Below are 16,204 nucleotides of genomic sequence, written 5' to 3'. Positions count from 1 at the left end.
AGAGTCTCGGTTTCTGCGCAGAATAAAAACAGGAAAATATATGCACAATAACGGACAACGCAGGTCTGGCTTGGCTTTGCTCAGACATATATGGACAGAATGGATTTCTACATTCGTTATTTTGATCTTGTTGTTACTGACCCTCATTATTGGTACAGGTGAAATGGTACATGGTCAGTTGTTGCGCATGGGTGAACGCCTATATGGTGACCCTGCAACAGGTATGCAATATTCATTTTTACGTGCCGAACCCACTGCACCTGACTGTGAACGCAACCCCGATGTCGATGCGCAAGTACATGCCCAAATGCAAGCCAATGCTGCTGATGAGTTTGCCGATATTTTTGGTACTGCCTCTGAATCAGATGTCCGCGCTTCCATTTTAGCAGCCAAACAAATTTGTGAAGAAAAATTTCAATTTCATGATCAGGCGATTCAGCATATTCAAGCCCATCCAAGCTTGAAAATGTATCGAACCATTGAAACCTCTTTCTTTGGCATTTTTAAATTTGGTACTGAAAACCGTGCCATTTTATTGGTGTTGATGGTGGTCTTTGCCGCAATCAGTGCCACTTTAAAAACCCATCACATTGGTTTACGTGGCCCTGCGACCAAAATTGACTTCAAGGTGTACTCGACCTTAATGGTGGTGGCGAATGGTTTCTTAACCTCGTCAAGTATCAGTCAATATCGTTCAGTACTCGATTCGGGCGTACCGATGAGTGGCGAAACACAGGTCATTTACTGGATGTGGATGATTCTGTTTGCAACCCTGACTTTGATTAGTTTATTCCAGCTCATTAAGCCACCTGCACCAACCCGTGAAGGCGGCAGTTTAGGTCTTGCGTTCCTGAGCGTGCCTTTGTATGCCTATATGGCAATTAGTACAGGTTTCTCCTTTACTTTCCTAATGGATTATCCGATGGGGCAAGGGATTTACTTGGGGCAACTTGTCGAATTCTCCAGTATTTTCCTGAACTTGGCTTTGTTTGTTTGGGCGGGGATGTTGCTCAAACAAACCCGAATTGTGGATTTGTTCCTGAATATTCTACGTCCGTGGAATTTGGCACCTGAAACCTTAACCTGGCTGATTCTGATTGCCGCTGCATTGCCGACAGCTTATACCGGTGCATCGGGGATTTTTGTTATTGCTGCAGGTGCGATCATTTATAAAGAAGTTTGGAATGCGGGTGGACGACGTCAGTTTGCACTGGCGGCAACAGCTATGTCGGGTTCAATGGGGGTCGTGCTTCGTCCATGCCTATTGATTGTTGTGGTGGCATCGCTGAACAAAGAAGTTACAACAGACATGCTGTATCACTATGGTTTGTATGTGTTCCTCTTGACTTCAACCCTGTTTTTAGTGATTTCGTTGTTCTTTGCTGAAAATAAATTCCGCATTGCTGCACCGCGTATAGCTGCGCCATTGTCCTTACGTGCTTTTGGCCCAGTATTGCCATATATCCTCATTTTTATGTTGATTTGGTTGTTCTATAAATATGCTTTAGACACCAATATGAATGAATTTACTGCACCTGTAATGATGCCAGTTATTTTATTGATGATGGTGTTGTTTGATAAATTGCGCCATGAACCTGCGCCTATTCCAGCGATGGGGCAGTGGGATCAGAGTTTAGATCATAAGCCTGTAGCACAACAGACAGCAGCTTCATCTGAGCGCTCATTATTGACTGCACCTGATTCACCATTGCGTCAGTATGGTTTCTTCAAAGCACTGCATTTATCGACCAGTGAAACGGTGGGACATATTGGGGCATTGGTAATTTTGATGGCACTTTCAGTCAGTGTAGGTGGCTATTTAGAACGCATTGAAATTATGGAAGCGTTCCCAACCGACATTAGCAGCATCTTTATTGTGATTAGCCTGATTGTTGCCCTGATGATTTTTGTGGGCATGATTATGGATCCATTCGGTGCGGTGATTCTAATTTCTGCAACGGTTGCGCCTGTGGCTTATCAATATGGGATTCATCCTGTGCATTTCTGGATGATTACCCTAATTGGTTTTGAACTAGGCTATGTGACGCCACCTGTAGCGCTGAATCACTTATTGGCAAGGCAGTCGATTGGAGATGAAGAAGTCGCTGCAGCCGATGCAGAAGTTCGTCATAAATCGTTCTATTATCGCTTTGAGCGTTGGATTTTGCCTATGATTGTGATGCTTCCTGCGATGTTGATTATTGCCTATGCACCGTATGTGTTTAAGCTATTCGGTTGGTATGAATAAGCATACTTAATCACAGTCATCTTATTGTTTAACAGCACCCTGTAGCTCGCTATGGGGTGTTTTTTTAATAGGTTGATATGCAGGGAATACAAAAACAGCATTAAGAATGCGGGGAGTGATGATTCAGGTGTTTTTGTAACAGTGGACTGCATAAAATAATGGCAAGCAAAATTAGGGCAAAACCAATCAAACTAAATAAGTCTGGCGTTTCATGCCAAAAGCTAAAGCCCCAAATCCCTGCAAAAATAATCGCAATGTAATTTACAGGGCCAATTTGTCCTGCAGGGGCAAGACGGTAGGCATTGGACATAAAGATCTGACTGATATTGGCCAGTAATCCAGCACCAATTAAAAAACTCAATTCTTTTAAGTTGTAGGGGCGCCATGACCAAAACATAGGTACAACAGAAATGAGTGTACCAATCATGCAAAAATAAAACACAATGCGTTCAGGAGGTTCTGTTTGAGTCAGGGCGCGTACTGTGACAAAAGCCATGGCTGCTAAAAAACTGGCACTGAGTCCAATCGCGGACATGCTATTAAACATACCTGCATCGGGTTTGGCGACAAATAACACGCCAAATAAACCAATGAACGCAGCCCATAACATTGGTTTGGTGATTTTTTCTTTAAGGAACAGCCATGCAATTAGGGGAATAAAAATAGGCGATGAATAGGTAAAGACCATTGCATTGGAAAGTTTTAGATTGGCAATTGCGTAGAAAAAACCATACATGGCGGTTAAGCCGACCACCGAACGCCAAGTGTGCATCCATAACTTTTCAGTTTTAAAAAAGCCCAAGCCTTTATTGAAAATGAGCGGGATAAAAATAAACAAACCAATAAAATTACGGAAAAATACCACCGTGGCATTATCTACCGTTTCTGAGGCGTAACGAACGCACACCCCCATGAGCGAAAACAGAAAGGCAGAACAGGTTAGCAGCATAATTGCTTTGAGCAAATTTTGTTGAGCAGAACCAGAAGATGTCATACAAATAAAGCCAGAATAACCTCTGGCTATTCTAGCTTAAATTGGCTACAACACTGACCCTTTATCGTATTTTAAAATGACTGATGTGAAGCAGAGGAGGCTTACTGTGCCAGTTGGGCTTCCAGTATTTTGATTTGTTCTTCTTTCAGTTTAATCAATTCATCGGCATCGTTATGTTGCTGTTTTAATAAGGCACGTTGATCATTCAGCTGATTTTGAATGTCATCTAATTTAGCCACTTCTTCTTTGGCAAGCGCTGCATTCTCAGATATAGGTGCTTTGAGTAAATCTTCTGTGACCAACTGTTTTGGTGCTGCTTCATCTTCTTGCAATGGCGTTGCTTCAGCAGGTACAGCTTTCGCTACAGACGCCGTAGTTGGGGCAGTTTCTATAGGCGCAGTATTGTCGCTATCGCCCATCCATTGAAAGATAAATACGGCAATAATGACAATAATTAACCCACCCGTAATCGCCCATAAAAGCTTAGGGTTATGTCGTTGATCTTCAGTCATGCGTTGTTGAACCTTATTGTTTTACTTTGACTGACGCGGCTTAAACTGGATCACCCCAATTTCATCTGAAACCTCTGGGATTTCAGGTTCATCAATATGTGTTGGACGGTTTTCCGTATAATCACACTCGATACATTCGATCCATTCAGCTTCGTCAGCGGTGAGCATGACAACCCGATCCATCGCCTGACATTTCGGACATTTTGCGCCTGCAATGAAACGACGTTTAATGGTCATCACGACTCCCCTAACTTCATCTAAAGTTCTTAGTTTAAGCGTTTTTGACTATGTTCGTCCAACCTTGATGACGTAATAGTGCGTCTATTTTTGGCTCGCGTCCGCGGAAATTGATAAATGCATCAAGCGCTGAATCTTTTCCGCCAACTGCTAGAATAAACTGTCTAAACTGCTTGCCAGTTTCGGTGTTAAATAGCCCTTCATTTTCAAAGCGATCAAAGGCATCGCTGGCCAAAACCTCTGCCCATTTGTATGAATAATATCCTGCAGCATAGCCGCCTGCGAAAATATGGCTGAAGCTGTGCTGGAAGCGGTTGTAAGCTGTAGTTGGCGCAACGGCATAGTTTTGACGAATATCATCTAGCATGGCTTGAATCTGTTCCGCATTTAAAGCAGGGTTGCTGCGATGAATACTTAAATCGAACAGGGCAAATTCAATTTGGCGCAGGCTCTGCATTCCCGACTGGAAGAAACGTGCATCTAACAGCGCTTTAAGCAGATGTTCAGGCAGGGTGTCTTGGGTTTCAATATGCGCACTCAGCATATCTAAACTGTCTTGATCCCAAGTCCAGAATTCCATGAATTGGCTTGGTAATTCCACCGCATCCCAAGCGACACCGTGTGTACCTGCCACAGCAATATTATCTACTTCAGTCAGCATGTGATGTAAGCCATGTCCAAATTCATGGAATAGGGTGATGACTTCATCATGCGTTAAAAGCGCGGGTTGATCTGCCACAGGCGGGGTAAAGTTACACACCATATAGCAAATTGGTTTTTGTAAACCTTGTGCCAATTGCATGCGTGAACGGAAACCACTCATCCATGCGCCGCCGCGTTTGCCTGTACGGGCATATAGATCAAAGTAAAAACCACCAATCACTTGACCTTGATCTTCAAGTTCAAAATAACGTGCATCAGGATGCCAAACAGGGGCAGCGCGCTCAATAATATCGACATCGTATAAACGCTTGACGATGCTAAATAGACCTTCAACCACTTTCGGTGCAGGGAAATATGGTTTTAACATTTCTTGTGAAAGGTTAAATTGCTGTAATTTTAATTTTTCAGAATAGTAGCCTGTATCCCACGGTTGTAAGGTATCAATCCCATCTTGGGCGGCAATGGCTTTGAGTTCGGCAATTTCTTGTTCTGCAGGTGCTCGCGCATGTTCTGCCAGTTCACGCAGGAATTGATCGACTGCTTCGACACTTGGTGCCATTTTGCTGGCAAGGGATAATTCTGCATAGTTGTTAAAACCGAGCAATTGCGCCATTTCTTGACGTAAACGCAAGATTTCTTCCATGATCGGGGTGTTGTCAAATTCAGACTGGGCTGATTGATCGGACGCGCGAGTAGTGTATGCCTGATACAAGGTTTCGCGCAAAGCACGATGATCGGCATAGGTCATAATGGCTAAATAGGCAGGAATATCCAGTGTTGCCACAGCTTGTTCTAATTCGCGTTGCTGACCATATTGTTTCAGCAATTCAACGCTGCTTGGCGGTAAACCTTTGAGCTGATCTTCGGACAATACTTTGTAATAGGCTTGGGTGGCATCCAACACATGATTGGAAAAGTCTGATGACAGTTGCGATAAACGCGCTGAAATTTCAGCATAGCGTTTTTTAGCTTCACCTTCTAAGGCCACACCTGACAGTTTAAAGTCGCGCAATGCCAGTTGAATTGCGCTTTGTTGTGCAGCAGGCAAATCTTTAAAGGTGTTGGCGTCGTGAATATGTTGATAGCTTTGATACAACACCGTGTGCTGACCCAATTGAGTGTAGTAGTCGCTTAAACTTGGTAACAGCGCTTGATACACTTCGCGGGTTTCAGGATTATTCATGACCGCATTTAAATGTGACAGCACGCCCCATGCTTCGCTCATGTTATTTTCGAGCTGATCAATCTGTTCTAAAACATTTAATTGCGCCGTCGTATTTTCAGGTACTGCAGTCAGATTATTTAAAAAGTTTTGTCCCTGCTGAATGGCATGCTCAATTTTTTGTTTTAAATCTGCCAGTGTAATTTGATCAAATTGGGGAACAGGTAAAGTTGCTTGCTGTAATTTCATTTTTTGAGTGCCATCTAAATTTCTTTCATGATTTATAGATGTAGGGCTTTTGAGGGCTGAAATCAAGGCATAAGCGCAGATTTAGCTAATCAAGGTGATAAATTCAGCACAATACGGCTGTTTGACGCGATCCCCAAAAACAAAAAGAGCCGTAGCTCTTTTTGAAGTTGTTAGAAAGAAGTTGAAAATAGTTGATGCTAGTCCAATTTAGACTTGGCATTGGCTTTTTTCTTTTTCACCTTGGTCTTTTTTTTGGCTTTGTCTTTCGGTTTAGCTTCCGACTTCGCTGAGGTTTTTTTACCGTAAGAGCTCGGTTTGCTTTTTGGCTTTTTCTTCGGCACAGGTTGCTCACCGTTTTCACTTAAAGTCGCCTTGCTTGGACGCTCAGAAAAAACTTCTTCAGTGGCTTCACGGCTGAACGGTTTTGCCACGCGCGGTGCGCGCATACGAATAGCACGACCTGCATGGGTGAGTTGTTGCATAAGTTCAAAATCAATTTTGCGGTCTTCTAAATTCACAGCCGCCACTTTAATTTTGACTTCATCGCCTAAGCTAAAGCTTTGACCACGTGCTTGTCCAATTAGACTTTGACTTGCTTGATCAAATACAAAGAAGTCATCGCCTAACTGGCTGACATGAATCATGCCATCGACATAAAGGTCTTTGAGAGTAACAAATAGACCGAATTCTGCCACTGCAGAAATTATGCCCACAAATTCTTCACCTAAATGCTGCTGCATATAGTGGCATTTTAGCCATGTGGTGACAGAGCGCGAAGCTTCATCGGCACGACGTTCGGTTGCAGAATAATGCTCGCCTGCATTATCTAAAGCTGCGCCCGAAAGTGGGGATGGCTTGTGTTGTAAATGTGCTTTAATGGCACGGTGTAATAACAGGTCAGGGTAGCGGCGAATTGGTGAAGTGAAATGCGTGTAGGCATCATAAGCTAAACCAAAGTGTCCTGCATTGTTGGCACCATAATAGGCCTGCATCATGGAACGTAATAACACCGCGTGAATACTTGGCGCATCAATACGATCTTTAGTGGCTTCAATCACCGCTTGATAGTCGGCCTGAGTTGGTTGTTCTGGGAAATGTAGCCCAAGTAATTTGACAAAATCACGGACTTTTTGAATACGTGAAAACTCTGGCGGTTCATGCACACGGTACAGTATCGGCACATCATGTTTGAGTGCATATTCTGCTGCTGCGACGTTGGCGAGTAACATACATTCTTCAATCAGTTTATGCGCATCGTTACGGGTGCGCGGCAAAATTTCCTTAATTCCACCTAACTCATCAAAGGTCATGTAGGTTTCAACGGTTTCAAACTCCATGGCATGACGTTCAGCACGTAAACCTTTCAGCACTTGATACAGTTGGAACAGGGTATTTAATGATTTGCGCACCTCCCGATTTTCTGGAATTGCCGCACTATCACCCTCAAAATATTGTGCCACTTGGGTATAGGTTAAACGTGCTTTGGAATGCATGACCGATGGATAGAATTCAAAACCTGTGACTCGACCTGCGCGTGACAGTTTTAAATCGCAGACCATACATAAACGGTCAACCTGCGGATTGAGCGAACATAAGCCATTCGATAAAGCTTCAGGCAACATTGGCAATACAAAATGTGGGAAATACACCGAAGTCCCACGTTGCTGAGCTTCATGATCTAATGGTTTGCCTGGGCGGACATAATGGCTGACATCGGCAATGGCGACCACGACACGGTAGCCACCGCCTGGACGTTTTTCGGCGTACACCGCATCGTCAAAGTCGCGGGCATCTTCACCATCAATGGTGACTAAGGGTAAATCGCGTAAATCAATACGTCCTTCACGATCTTGGGCAGTCGGTTCCTGAAAGCTTTCAGCTTCCTGAATGACATCTTCAGGAAATTCATAGGGCAAACCAAACTCTAAAATGGTTTGCGGGATAATAATTTCAGTTTCAGCTTTGTCTGCCATCGACTGAATAATATGTCCTGTGGCAAATTCTTCACGGGTTGGATAGTCGTCAATGGCAATGCGAACAGAATCTCCCAGTTTGACTTGGGCATGTTCAATTAATTCTTTTTCAAGGGTAATGGGTTGATGGCTATTTGGTTGAGCAGGCTGAATAAAATATTCACCATCGTATTCTGACAATTTACCAATGATTTGTTTGACACGACGCTGAGTGACTTCGGTAATAAAGCCCCATGCCTTGCCCTTACGATCTACCGAAGTCTGGCGGACTTTGACTTGATCGCCATTAAACACCAAACGTAGTTCACGTTCAGGCAATAAAATATCTTCATGACCTGCAATATTGGCTGTGCCTAAACCTTTACTGTTGATGTACACCGTGGCGTCATGAGTCGGTTGTTCTGCAGCCAGCTGGAACTTGAATCCATCTTTCATAAGCTGACCATCACGCACCATGGCAATTAAACGATGGCTTAACGCATCAATACTTTTTTGATCGGCAATGGCGAAATGCTCAACCAAGTCTGCATGTGACTGTGCCGCTTGCAGTGTTTCAATGGTTTCTAAGATTAAGGTACGGCTTGGAATAGGATTTTCGTAACGTTCGGCTTCAGCTTTTGCTTCAGGATCGACCCAATTTTTCATCATGGAATAAACTTCGTGTCAGAAGATAGGTTTAGCATAAGTCATGTACGTGAAGACTGCACGTAAATGATTGCAATAATGTGTTTTCTGTCGTTATTTTACGATGTTTCTGGTTTTTGTGTAGTGATTGCCAAAAGTTCAGGCGCAATTCTGGTGATGAATCCTGAAAATTGTTTAAAAAATATTTAATTGAGCAAAAATATGCAAAAATTGTGGTGTCTAAGCTTGCAGTGCTAGCACTTAATTTGTATTATGGCGGCACGTTACGGTGAGATGGGTGAGTGGCTGAAACCACGTCCCTGCTAAGGACGCATACGGGTAACTGTATCGAGGGTTCGAATCCCTCTCTCACCGCCACGCTTTACTTATGTCGCGCTCATAGCTCAGCTGGATAGAGCACTTGGCTACGAACTAAGGGGTCGGGAGTTCGAATCTCTCTGAGCGCACCAATAAGTAAACTGAACAGTAACGTATCGCCTAAATTGGCAAACAAGTAATGCGCTCATAGCTCAGCTGGATAGAGCACTTGGCTACGAACTAAGGGGTCGGGAGTTCGAATCTCTCTGAGCGCACCAACTTGAACAATCAACCGCTTAAATGCGGTTTTTTTGTGCCTGAAATTTAGTAAACTCAAACAATAATCAGTTTATTAAAAAGAATAGCGTACTCATGGTTTTACGTTAAAATTCTTTTGAATCGTCCAATATCTGTGCATTTGATTGCAAAATGATGAATTAATACTTAACAGCCAGAAAAAAACACGTATAATGCACCCCATCAAGTCGTCGCGCTCATAGCTCAGCTGGATAGAGCACTTGGCTACGAACTAAGGGGTCGGGAGTTCGAATCTCTCTGAGCGCACCAACTTGAAATAAAAAACCGCACTTTTGATGCGGTTTTTTTGCATCTACACTATCTAAAAATGATGAAATTTCTGTGTCAAAAGCATGACCATTGTTTTACGTCTGGCTTTGAGCGAATAAACACGAAAAAAATAAGGAAAGTGCTCAATCTAGTGTAAGATTTAGCTCAATTTGAATGACTTGATGATGAGCTTATGTCTGACACGCAGCCAGCATTGTCTTTGCGCTATTTTTTAAATTTAGAAGAATCTCAAGACGGCTTTGCCCTTGCGACTTTTGGTAAAAAACAATTTACCCGTTTTATTACACCGTTGATTAGTGTGGCGATTATTGCTTGGGGCTTTTATTTGGGCTTCGATGGGGTAGGTCGCTATTATGTTGCACTCGGTGCTTTCTTTTTAATCTTGCAAACTTTAATGCGTTATTGGTTTTTGCCAATGATGTTTAAACGCCAGTTTGTAAAATACCAATTTGGAAAAAGCGAGCAAGGCATTGATTTATTTCAGGACTATGCCGAGCTGTATGCCAATGGTCGTAAACAGGTATTTCATTATAACGAGGTGCAAAATTTCGCTGTGGGTAAACTCACCTATATGCTGGAATTAAAAAATCGTACAGTGGTGATTGTACCGAAACGTGCATTTAATCTGCCTGCAGAACAAACGGTTTTTGAAAATACTTTTAAAAAGTAAGTTTTAATTTTCCCAATTTACGAGTTATTTGAGGATGATCATGAGTACACGTCCATCTAAAATTGTCTGTGTCGGTCGCAGTTATGCAGACCATGCCAAAGAATTAGGTAATGCTGTACCTGATCATCCTGTGTTATTTATTAAACCGCCAAGCAGTTTACGCAGTTTAAGTGATGGGATTACGTGGAATAAGGTCTGGGGCAATTGTCACTATGAATGTGAATTGAGTTTACGCATTGACCAGCCTTTAAATGCAGACACAGATCCTGCCAAAGTATTGGATGCTGTAAGTGCAGTGACTTTGGGCTTGGATTTAACTTTGCGTGAATTGCAGGATGAACTCAAGAAAAAAGGACAGCCGTGGGAACGAGCCAAAGCGTTTGACGGTTCTTGTGTGTTGGCAGATTGGGTGGATGTATCGGAAATTCAGGACTGGAAAAACGTGCAATATCGTTTGGACATTAATGATGAATTACGTCAGCAAGGCGATACCAGTTTATTGATTTTTGATATTGCGGCATTGTTGGCAGATATTAGTCAAGTATTTAGTTTAGAACCTGGTGATGTGGTAATGACTGGTACACCTGCAGGGGTGGCAGCATTACAGTCGGGCGATCAGTTGAAGATGACCTTACAAGGACGTACTCAGGCATTTGTCTGGACGACTTTTGTGAAATAAATAGCGGTGTAAACGGTGATGCCCCAAAAGATGAGCATCACCGTTTTATAATTGCTTTTAAATCCGAAGGTTATACTTTGATTAAATGCTGAAATTTACTGCGTAATTTATTCAGTTTCGGTGGTATGGAAAAATTGCAGTAGCCCTGATTTGGATTTTTGGCAAAAAAATTCTGATGATAGTCTTCCGCAGGGTAAAATTCAGGGGCTGCACTGAGTTCAGTCACAACATTCACACCTTCAGCTTGTAAGGCTGCAATCATCTCGGCGGCAGCTTGTTGCTGTGTAGCATCTAAATAATAAATCACAGAGCGGTATTGTGTGCCAACATCATTGCCCTGACGGTTTAATGTGGTTGGGTCGTGTGTGGCAAAAAACACCTCAAGTAATTGTGAATAGCTGATCTGCTGCTCATCAAAATCAATCAAAATGACTTCTGCATGTCCGCTGTCGCCACGGCAAATATCTTCATAGCTTGGGTGTAAGGTATGTCCACCTGCATAACCGCTGGTGACTTTTTCTACGCCTTGCAGTTGTAAAAATACGGCTTCGACACACCAGAAACATCCGCCACCAAACAATGCTTGTTGCATGATTTTGTCCTTATATTTTATGAATAAACCATTTTAAGCCTATTTATGGTTAGACTTAGACATTAACGTACAGCCGTTGGTGTTTCAAATTGAATGAGTAAATTTCCATGACGATCTAGCAATTTTAGAGTTTTGCCATAGACCTGATAATGTGTCACTTTATTGAGGGCTTCATGAAATTTCTGATCTAAGTTGTTGTTATTTAAGCAAGCCATTCGCGTGGTCGCCAATTGACCCAATTGTAGGGTGTCACGTCCTGCGGTATAGCTAGCGTTGATTCGGTTACAACTATCTGAACCTGAGACTGTTTGTGTGGTGGCATCAAAGTTTAAATATGGCAAGTTTTGGCGGTTTGCTTCTGTTTTTAACATGCTGTTGCCCAATTGCGTAGCAGTCCATGTACGTTGTACTAAGTTGGCTTGATTGATTGCGCTAATTTGGCTTGCACTCGTTTGAGTTGGCATAGTTTCACATCCTGATAAAGCAATCATTGCACCCAATAAGGTGATCCCGAAGTATTTTTTTAGCATGGAATGATCTCTAATTTTTTGAAATTGTTGCTATCTAAACAAATTATGCGCCGTGGCTCTAGTTAAATTTGTATGTTTGCTGCAACTTTTTCCAAGATATGGTGGGGTTTTTTCTCTGAATTGATTGTATCTGCGCAAAATGACCAAAATAGGTCAGGGCAGCACTTTGTTCTGATAAGTCGGATGCGAATAAGGCGTGCTGATGTTTGCTGAAGAATCGAGCTGCACGCCTTGTCGAATGAGCGCGGAAAAGTCTTGGCTGTGGATATCTTTTAAGTTTTCCACACGTGGGTTAATGTGGGCACGTTGATACCAAGTTTGCATATCCCAACGATGATCCAGCGCATGCAAATCATATAAATAATTGGGTAAATAACCCGAAGCAAACAGACGATAGTCGGCAGGGAAACGTTTTTGAGATACTGCCTGAATCATGTCAAACAGCAGCGTGGTGCAATTACTGGTCAACGTATTATACCAACGCGCTTTGGCGGCTAAAGCATCGGCTTTATGCAGATATTCCTGAAACAGTGCTTGTGCTTCTTGTGGATTGAGCTGGATCGGGAAAAAATAAACTTGCTCACCCCGAATATTGCTGCGGGTGTAGATGATATCTTTTTCATCGGCAGCGACAAGGCTGAGTTCATATTGCCGAAAGAAGCCACCAATCGCAGAAAACTCTTCGTGTTTTTCTTTGCGAATTTCAATGGAAAAGGTGAGTGGCGCTTGATCGGCAAAGTCAAAACTGACTAAGGTATGCGCAATTTTTGGCCCCATCCAGTAAGAGGTGATGATATTCACCCCCGTAATCTGTTTCAGGTTAAATTGGCGGGTTTCCCAACGTTCGGTATAGCGACCATCGGCATGCCAGTCAAAATTGCGGACATTGTGCAGCGTGACCTGATCTTGTACTTGTTCATAATGCAGCATACGGGCTACTTCAGGGTTCCAGTCACGGTCTTGCTTGGCATCCATCCCAAAATACCAAAACAGCCCCAAGGTAAAACCCAAAAGATAAACCAAAATATCCTGATTGCGACTGAGCAAATGCTGAGTGATATAAATGCCCAAAATGCTGAGGGTGAAGGCTAGCCAAGTCCCAATCAGCACACGGCTCATTAACCAACCCAAAGGCTGATGAATCCATAAGGCCATACTCAGCCAAATAGAAGAAAGAATGACACCTAAACTGAAGATGAAATGCAGCATCCGCCATTCCTGAGACAAGTTAAATTCCGTTTAAGTCATCATAATCAAAGATTGCCAAGGCTGTCAGCATTATTTTTGGTAGCGGGCAAACTCAAAGGCAATGCCTGATTTTTCATCGACATGCTGTTCAGAGGCTACTTTTTTAAATTCGGCAGGAATGGCAGGGTAATGCGCATCTCCCTGCACATCCAGCTCAATATGCGTCAGTTCCAGACGGTCAGCAAGCGGCATGGTTTGGCTAAAAATTTCACCGCCGCCAATAATAAATAAAGTGTTTGGTTTTTCTGAGGCGTGTACATCTGCAACAGCTTGTTGCAACGCATCTTCAATACTGTGTGCGACTTTTGTGCCTTCAAATGACCAGTTTGAATCGCGGGTAATCACCCAATTCACACGCTTAGGGAGAGTGCGTCCCATCGACTCCAAGGTTTTGCGTCCCATAATCACCACGCCACCTTGGGTGATTTCTTTGAAGTGTTTTAAGTCTGCCGAAATATGCCACGGCAATTGGTTACCTTGACCAATGCAGCGTTGTTGATCCATAGCGACCACGTGTACAACTTCTAAATTTTGAAATGACATAATTCGGCTCGTATTTTCTTAGTCTGCAAAGTGTTTTAGGGATGTTCAGATCCTTTAAATGTTGAGATGCTAAATCTAGCAACAGGTAATTAAACTGCGACAGGCGCTTTAATTGCAGGATGTGACTCATAGCCAACAATTTCAATATCTTCAAATTTAAAGTCGAAAATATCCTTGATTTCAGGATTGAGTTTTAACTGACATAAAGCCAATGGTTCACGGCATAGCTGTAACTGTGCCTGTTCAAAGTGGTTGGCATATAAATGCGTATCGCCACCTGTCCATACAAAATCTCCGACTTCTAAATCACAGACTTGTGCGATCATGTGGGTCAGTAAAGCATAGCTGGCAATATTAAAAGGTACACCTAAAAACACATCGGCACTGCGTTGATATAACTGGCATGAGAGTTTGCCGTTGTGCACAAAAAACTGGAATAAAGTATGGCAAGGCGGTAAAGCCACTTGTCCTGCTTCATTCGGGTTCCAGCCTGACACGATTAAACGACGTGAATTTGGATTGGTTTTAATTTCATTGATTAGCCATGCAATTTGATCAAAACCATCTTGCTCATATAACCCATCGGCTTTTTGTGTTGCGCCAAAATTACGCCATTGATGTCCATACACTGGACCAAGTTCACCTTCAGGACGACCAAAGCGTGCGGTTTGTTCTGCGGTAGACCATTCATCCCAAATACTGACTTTATGTTCTTGTAGATATTTGACGTTGGTATCGCCTTTTAAAAACCATAACAGCTCAATCACGATAGAGCGGAAATGCACTTTTTTGGTGGTCAGCAGTGGAAAACCTTGCGCAAGGTTAAAACGCATTTGATGCCCAAATACAGAACGCGTACCTGTTCCGGTACGGTCACCTTTGTCGCCACCATGGTCAAGAATATGTTGGAGTAGGTCTAAATACTGGCGCATAGCGTTCTCTGGTCAAGCAAAAGTGAATATTTTTGGTTGGGCGATTCGATGCCCAGTAAATCAGAAAGAATAATAGCAGAGTTTTTAAAGTTATGACTTTATTGTGAGTCGGAAGTGTGATGTTGATGCAGCAATGACAGTGGTGAAAACAGGCAAATTGCCAAAGCGGTAAAGCCAATGCCTTGTGCACCCGACAGTAAAATTTCACCGTGTTGAATCTGCATAAAAATCAGTGCGAGTAACAACGCTAGCGGAATCCAAGTCAATAATCGTGCTAACCAACCTGTTGGATGTTGGGCAGTAAAATGAATTTTGCAGTAACGACAAATTAAAAAAACAAGACCTGCCGCTAGAAACATTAAAATCGCATCGAGCTTTAAGGGTTCTAAGAAATATAACGCTGCAGTGACCAGCGCGATCAGCATTAGCAGGGCAATTTTCTTTTTGACGGTAATCTGTGGGTTAAACCAAAATTCAAGCATGTGAGATATTGATGTCTGAAAAGTGTAAGTAATAGATAGCACTGTAGCATAAAAAAGGCGAAGATTGACTTCGCCTGAATGGATGAAACCTGCATTTAAATGGGTAGTAGCTTAGCTGTTTTTTTGCGGCCCCCAATCATAAATTTTCTTTTGATAGGCATACCACATCATCCAGAAACCGACCAAAATCATTGGTAAGCTCAGGAATTGTCCCTTACTCATCCATGCAATAAAGAGCTGACCATGATCGGGTTCGCGGAAAAATTCGACAACAAAGCGCGCCAAACCATAACCAATCAGGAATAGGGCAGACACTGCCATGCGTGGACGTGGCTTTGAACTAAACCACCACAGTACAATAAACAGGATTAGACCTTCACATAAGGCTTGATACAATTGCGATGGATGACGTACCAATTGTAAAGGATCGGTCGGGAAAATCATCCCCAATGCAAAGTTAGGATCAGTCACAGGGCGACCATACAACTCGCCCCCAATAAAGTTACCAATACGACCAAACATTAGACCTGTAGGTACACATGGGGCAATAAAATCCAAAGTTTGAAACCACGTCATTTTGTATTTTTTACACCAGAACAGCATGGCTAAAATCACGCCCAGAAAGCCGCCATGGAAACTCATGCCGCCTGTCCAGACTTGGAATAACCACAGTGGATTTTCCAAAAATTGTTCAAAGCCGTAGAAAAACACATAACCGACACGTCCACCAATCACCACGCCCAAAGCGCCGTAAAAAATCAGGTCGGAAACCATGTCTGGTGTCCAGCCACGTTGTTTGGCACGGTAAGTTGCCAAACCCCATGCAAATAAAAATGCCAGTAAATACATCAAGCCATACCAATGGACTTGTAAAGGCCCGAGCGAAATAGCAACGGGGTCAATATTTGGATAGGTGAGCATTCCTGTTCCTTGTGATTCTGTTTTGCACAGATTTTAGCT

General features: G+C 42.8%; 15 protein-coding genes and 4 tRNA genes. 7 read left to right on the top strand and 12 right to left on the bottom strand.

Features of this window, described 5'->3' with window-relative positions; genetic code table 11:
- Window positions 1-40: 40 nt before the first annotated feature.
- The gene (locus HX743_RS06405; protein WP_178318797.1) at window positions 41-2,248 is read left to right on the top strand and encodes a TRAP transporter large permease subunit; all 2,208 of its coding nucleotides are present in this window, start codon (window positions 41-43) and stop codon (window positions 2,246-2,248) included.
- Window positions 2,249-2,348: 100 nt separating this feature from the next.
- Here HX743_RS06405 and HX743_RS06400 read toward each other — a convergent pair whose 3' ends face one another.
- From HX743_RS06400 to rnr, 5 genes are all read right to left on the bottom strand, one after another.
- A complete protein-coding gene (locus HX743_RS06400) occupies window positions 2,349-3,242 on the bottom strand; it encodes a DMT family transporter (protein ID WP_004974770.1) in 894 nt (297 codons plus the stop codon).
- 101 nt (window positions 3,243-3,343) lie between these two features.
- Window positions 3,344-3,754, bottom strand: a complete 411-nt coding sequence (locus tag HX743_RS06395; RefSeq protein WP_004974772.1) for a hypothetical protein — start codon at window positions 3,752-3,754, stop codon at window positions 3,344-3,346.
- A 21-nt stretch (window positions 3,755-3,775) separates the two neighbouring features.
- Window positions 3,776-3,985 carry a YheV family putative zinc ribbon protein gene (locus HX743_RS06390; RefSeq protein ID WP_171324836.1) on the bottom strand — a complete coding sequence of 70 codons (210 nt, stop codon included), beginning with the start codon at window positions 3,983-3,985 and terminating at the stop codon, window positions 3,776-3,778.
- Window positions 3,986-4,025: 40 nt separating this feature from the next.
- Complete coding sequence (locus HX743_RS06385) at window positions 4,026-6,065, bottom strand: M3 family metallopeptidase (protein ID WP_178318796.1); 2,040 nt, start codon at window positions 6,063-6,065, stop codon at window positions 4,026-4,028.
- 197 nt (window positions 6,066-6,262) lie between these two features.
- Window positions 6,263-8,686, bottom strand: a complete 2,424-nt coding sequence (gene rnr, locus HX743_RS06380; RefSeq protein ID WP_178318795.1) for a ribonuclease R — start codon at window positions 8,684-8,686, stop codon at window positions 6,263-6,265.
- Between the two features lie 264 nt (window positions 8,687-8,950).
- Between rnr and HX743_RS06375 the strand changes: the two genes are divergently transcribed.
- From HX743_RS06375 to HX743_RS06350, 6 genes are all read left to right on the top strand, one after another.
- Window positions 8,951-9,040 (top strand) — tRNA-Ser (locus tag HX743_RS06375).
- Window positions 9,041-9,055: 15 nt separating this feature from the next.
- Window positions 9,056-9,132: transfer RNA gene (locus tag HX743_RS06370), tRNA-Arg, on the top strand.
- Window positions 9,133-9,181: 49 nt separating this feature from the next.
- A tRNA-Arg gene (locus HX743_RS06365) sits at window positions 9,182-9,258 on the top strand.
- A 212-nt stretch (window positions 9,259-9,470) separates the two neighbouring features.
- A tRNA-Arg gene (locus HX743_RS06360) sits at window positions 9,471-9,547 on the top strand.
- Between the two features lie 193 nt (window positions 9,548-9,740).
- Window positions 9,741-10,238, top strand: coding sequence for a YcxB family protein (locus HX743_RS06355; RefSeq protein ID WP_096901373.1), 498 nt, complete (start codon window positions 9,741-9,743; stop codon window positions 10,236-10,238).
- A 40-nt stretch (window positions 10,239-10,278) separates the two neighbouring features.
- Complete coding sequence (locus HX743_RS06350) at window positions 10,279-10,917, top strand: fumarylacetoacetate hydrolase family protein (RefSeq protein ID WP_154320311.1); 639 nt, start codon at window positions 10,279-10,281, stop codon at window positions 10,915-10,917.
- 70 nt (window positions 10,918-10,987) lie between these two features.
- Here HX743_RS06350 and msrA read toward each other — a convergent pair whose 3' ends face one another.
- From msrA to lgt, 7 genes are all read right to left on the bottom strand, one after another.
- Window positions 10,988-11,509: a peptide-methionine (S)-S-oxide reductase MsrA gene (gene msrA / locus HX743_RS06345; protein ID WP_178318794.1), complete on the bottom strand. Its 522-nt coding sequence runs from the start codon at window positions 11,507-11,509 to the stop codon at window positions 10,988-10,990.
- A 62-nt stretch (window positions 11,510-11,571) separates the two neighbouring features.
- The gene (locus HX743_RS06340; RefSeq protein ID WP_178318793.1) at window positions 11,572-12,039 is read right to left on the bottom strand and encodes an META domain-containing protein; all 468 of its coding nucleotides are present in this window, start codon (window positions 12,037-12,039) and stop codon (window positions 11,572-11,574) included.
- Between the two features lie 153 nt (window positions 12,040-12,192).
- The gene (locus HX743_RS06335; RefSeq protein WP_178318792.1) at window positions 12,193-13,248 is read right to left on the bottom strand and encodes a DUF4105 domain-containing protein; all 1,056 of its coding nucleotides are present in this window, start codon (window positions 13,246-13,248) and stop codon (window positions 12,193-12,195) included.
- Between the two features lie 69 nt (window positions 13,249-13,317).
- Window positions 13,318-13,830, bottom strand: a complete 513-nt coding sequence (locus HX743_RS06330; RefSeq protein ID WP_178318791.1) for a dihydrofolate reductase — start codon at window positions 13,828-13,830, stop codon at window positions 13,318-13,320.
- A gap of 89 nt (window positions 13,831-13,919) precedes the next feature.
- Window positions 13,920-14,762, bottom strand: a complete 843-nt coding sequence (gene thyA / locus HX743_RS06325; RefSeq protein WP_178318790.1) for a thymidylate synthase — start codon at window positions 14,760-14,762, stop codon at window positions 13,920-13,922.
- Window positions 14,763-14,860: 98 nt separating this feature from the next.
- Window positions 14,861-15,244, bottom strand: a complete 384-nt coding sequence (locus tag HX743_RS06320) for an AzlD domain-containing protein (protein ID WP_178318789.1) — start codon at window positions 15,242-15,244, stop codon at window positions 14,861-14,863.
- 111 nt (window positions 15,245-15,355) lie between these two features.
- Window positions 15,356-16,165, bottom strand: coding sequence for a prolipoprotein diacylglyceryl transferase (lgt, locus tag HX743_RS06315; protein WP_096901379.1), 810 nt, complete (start codon window positions 16,163-16,165; stop codon window positions 15,356-15,358).
- Window positions 16,166-16,204 lie beyond the last annotated feature (39 nt).

Origin of the sequence: Acinetobacter sp. Swhac1 (assembly GCF_013390985.1) — a bacterium.
Lineage (GTDB): Bacteria > Pseudomonadota > Gammaproteobacteria > Pseudomonadales > Moraxellaceae > Acinetobacter > Acinetobacter towneri.
Note: the sequence above shows the minus strand (reverse complement) of the source record. Positions and strands in the feature narration are given on the sequence as shown.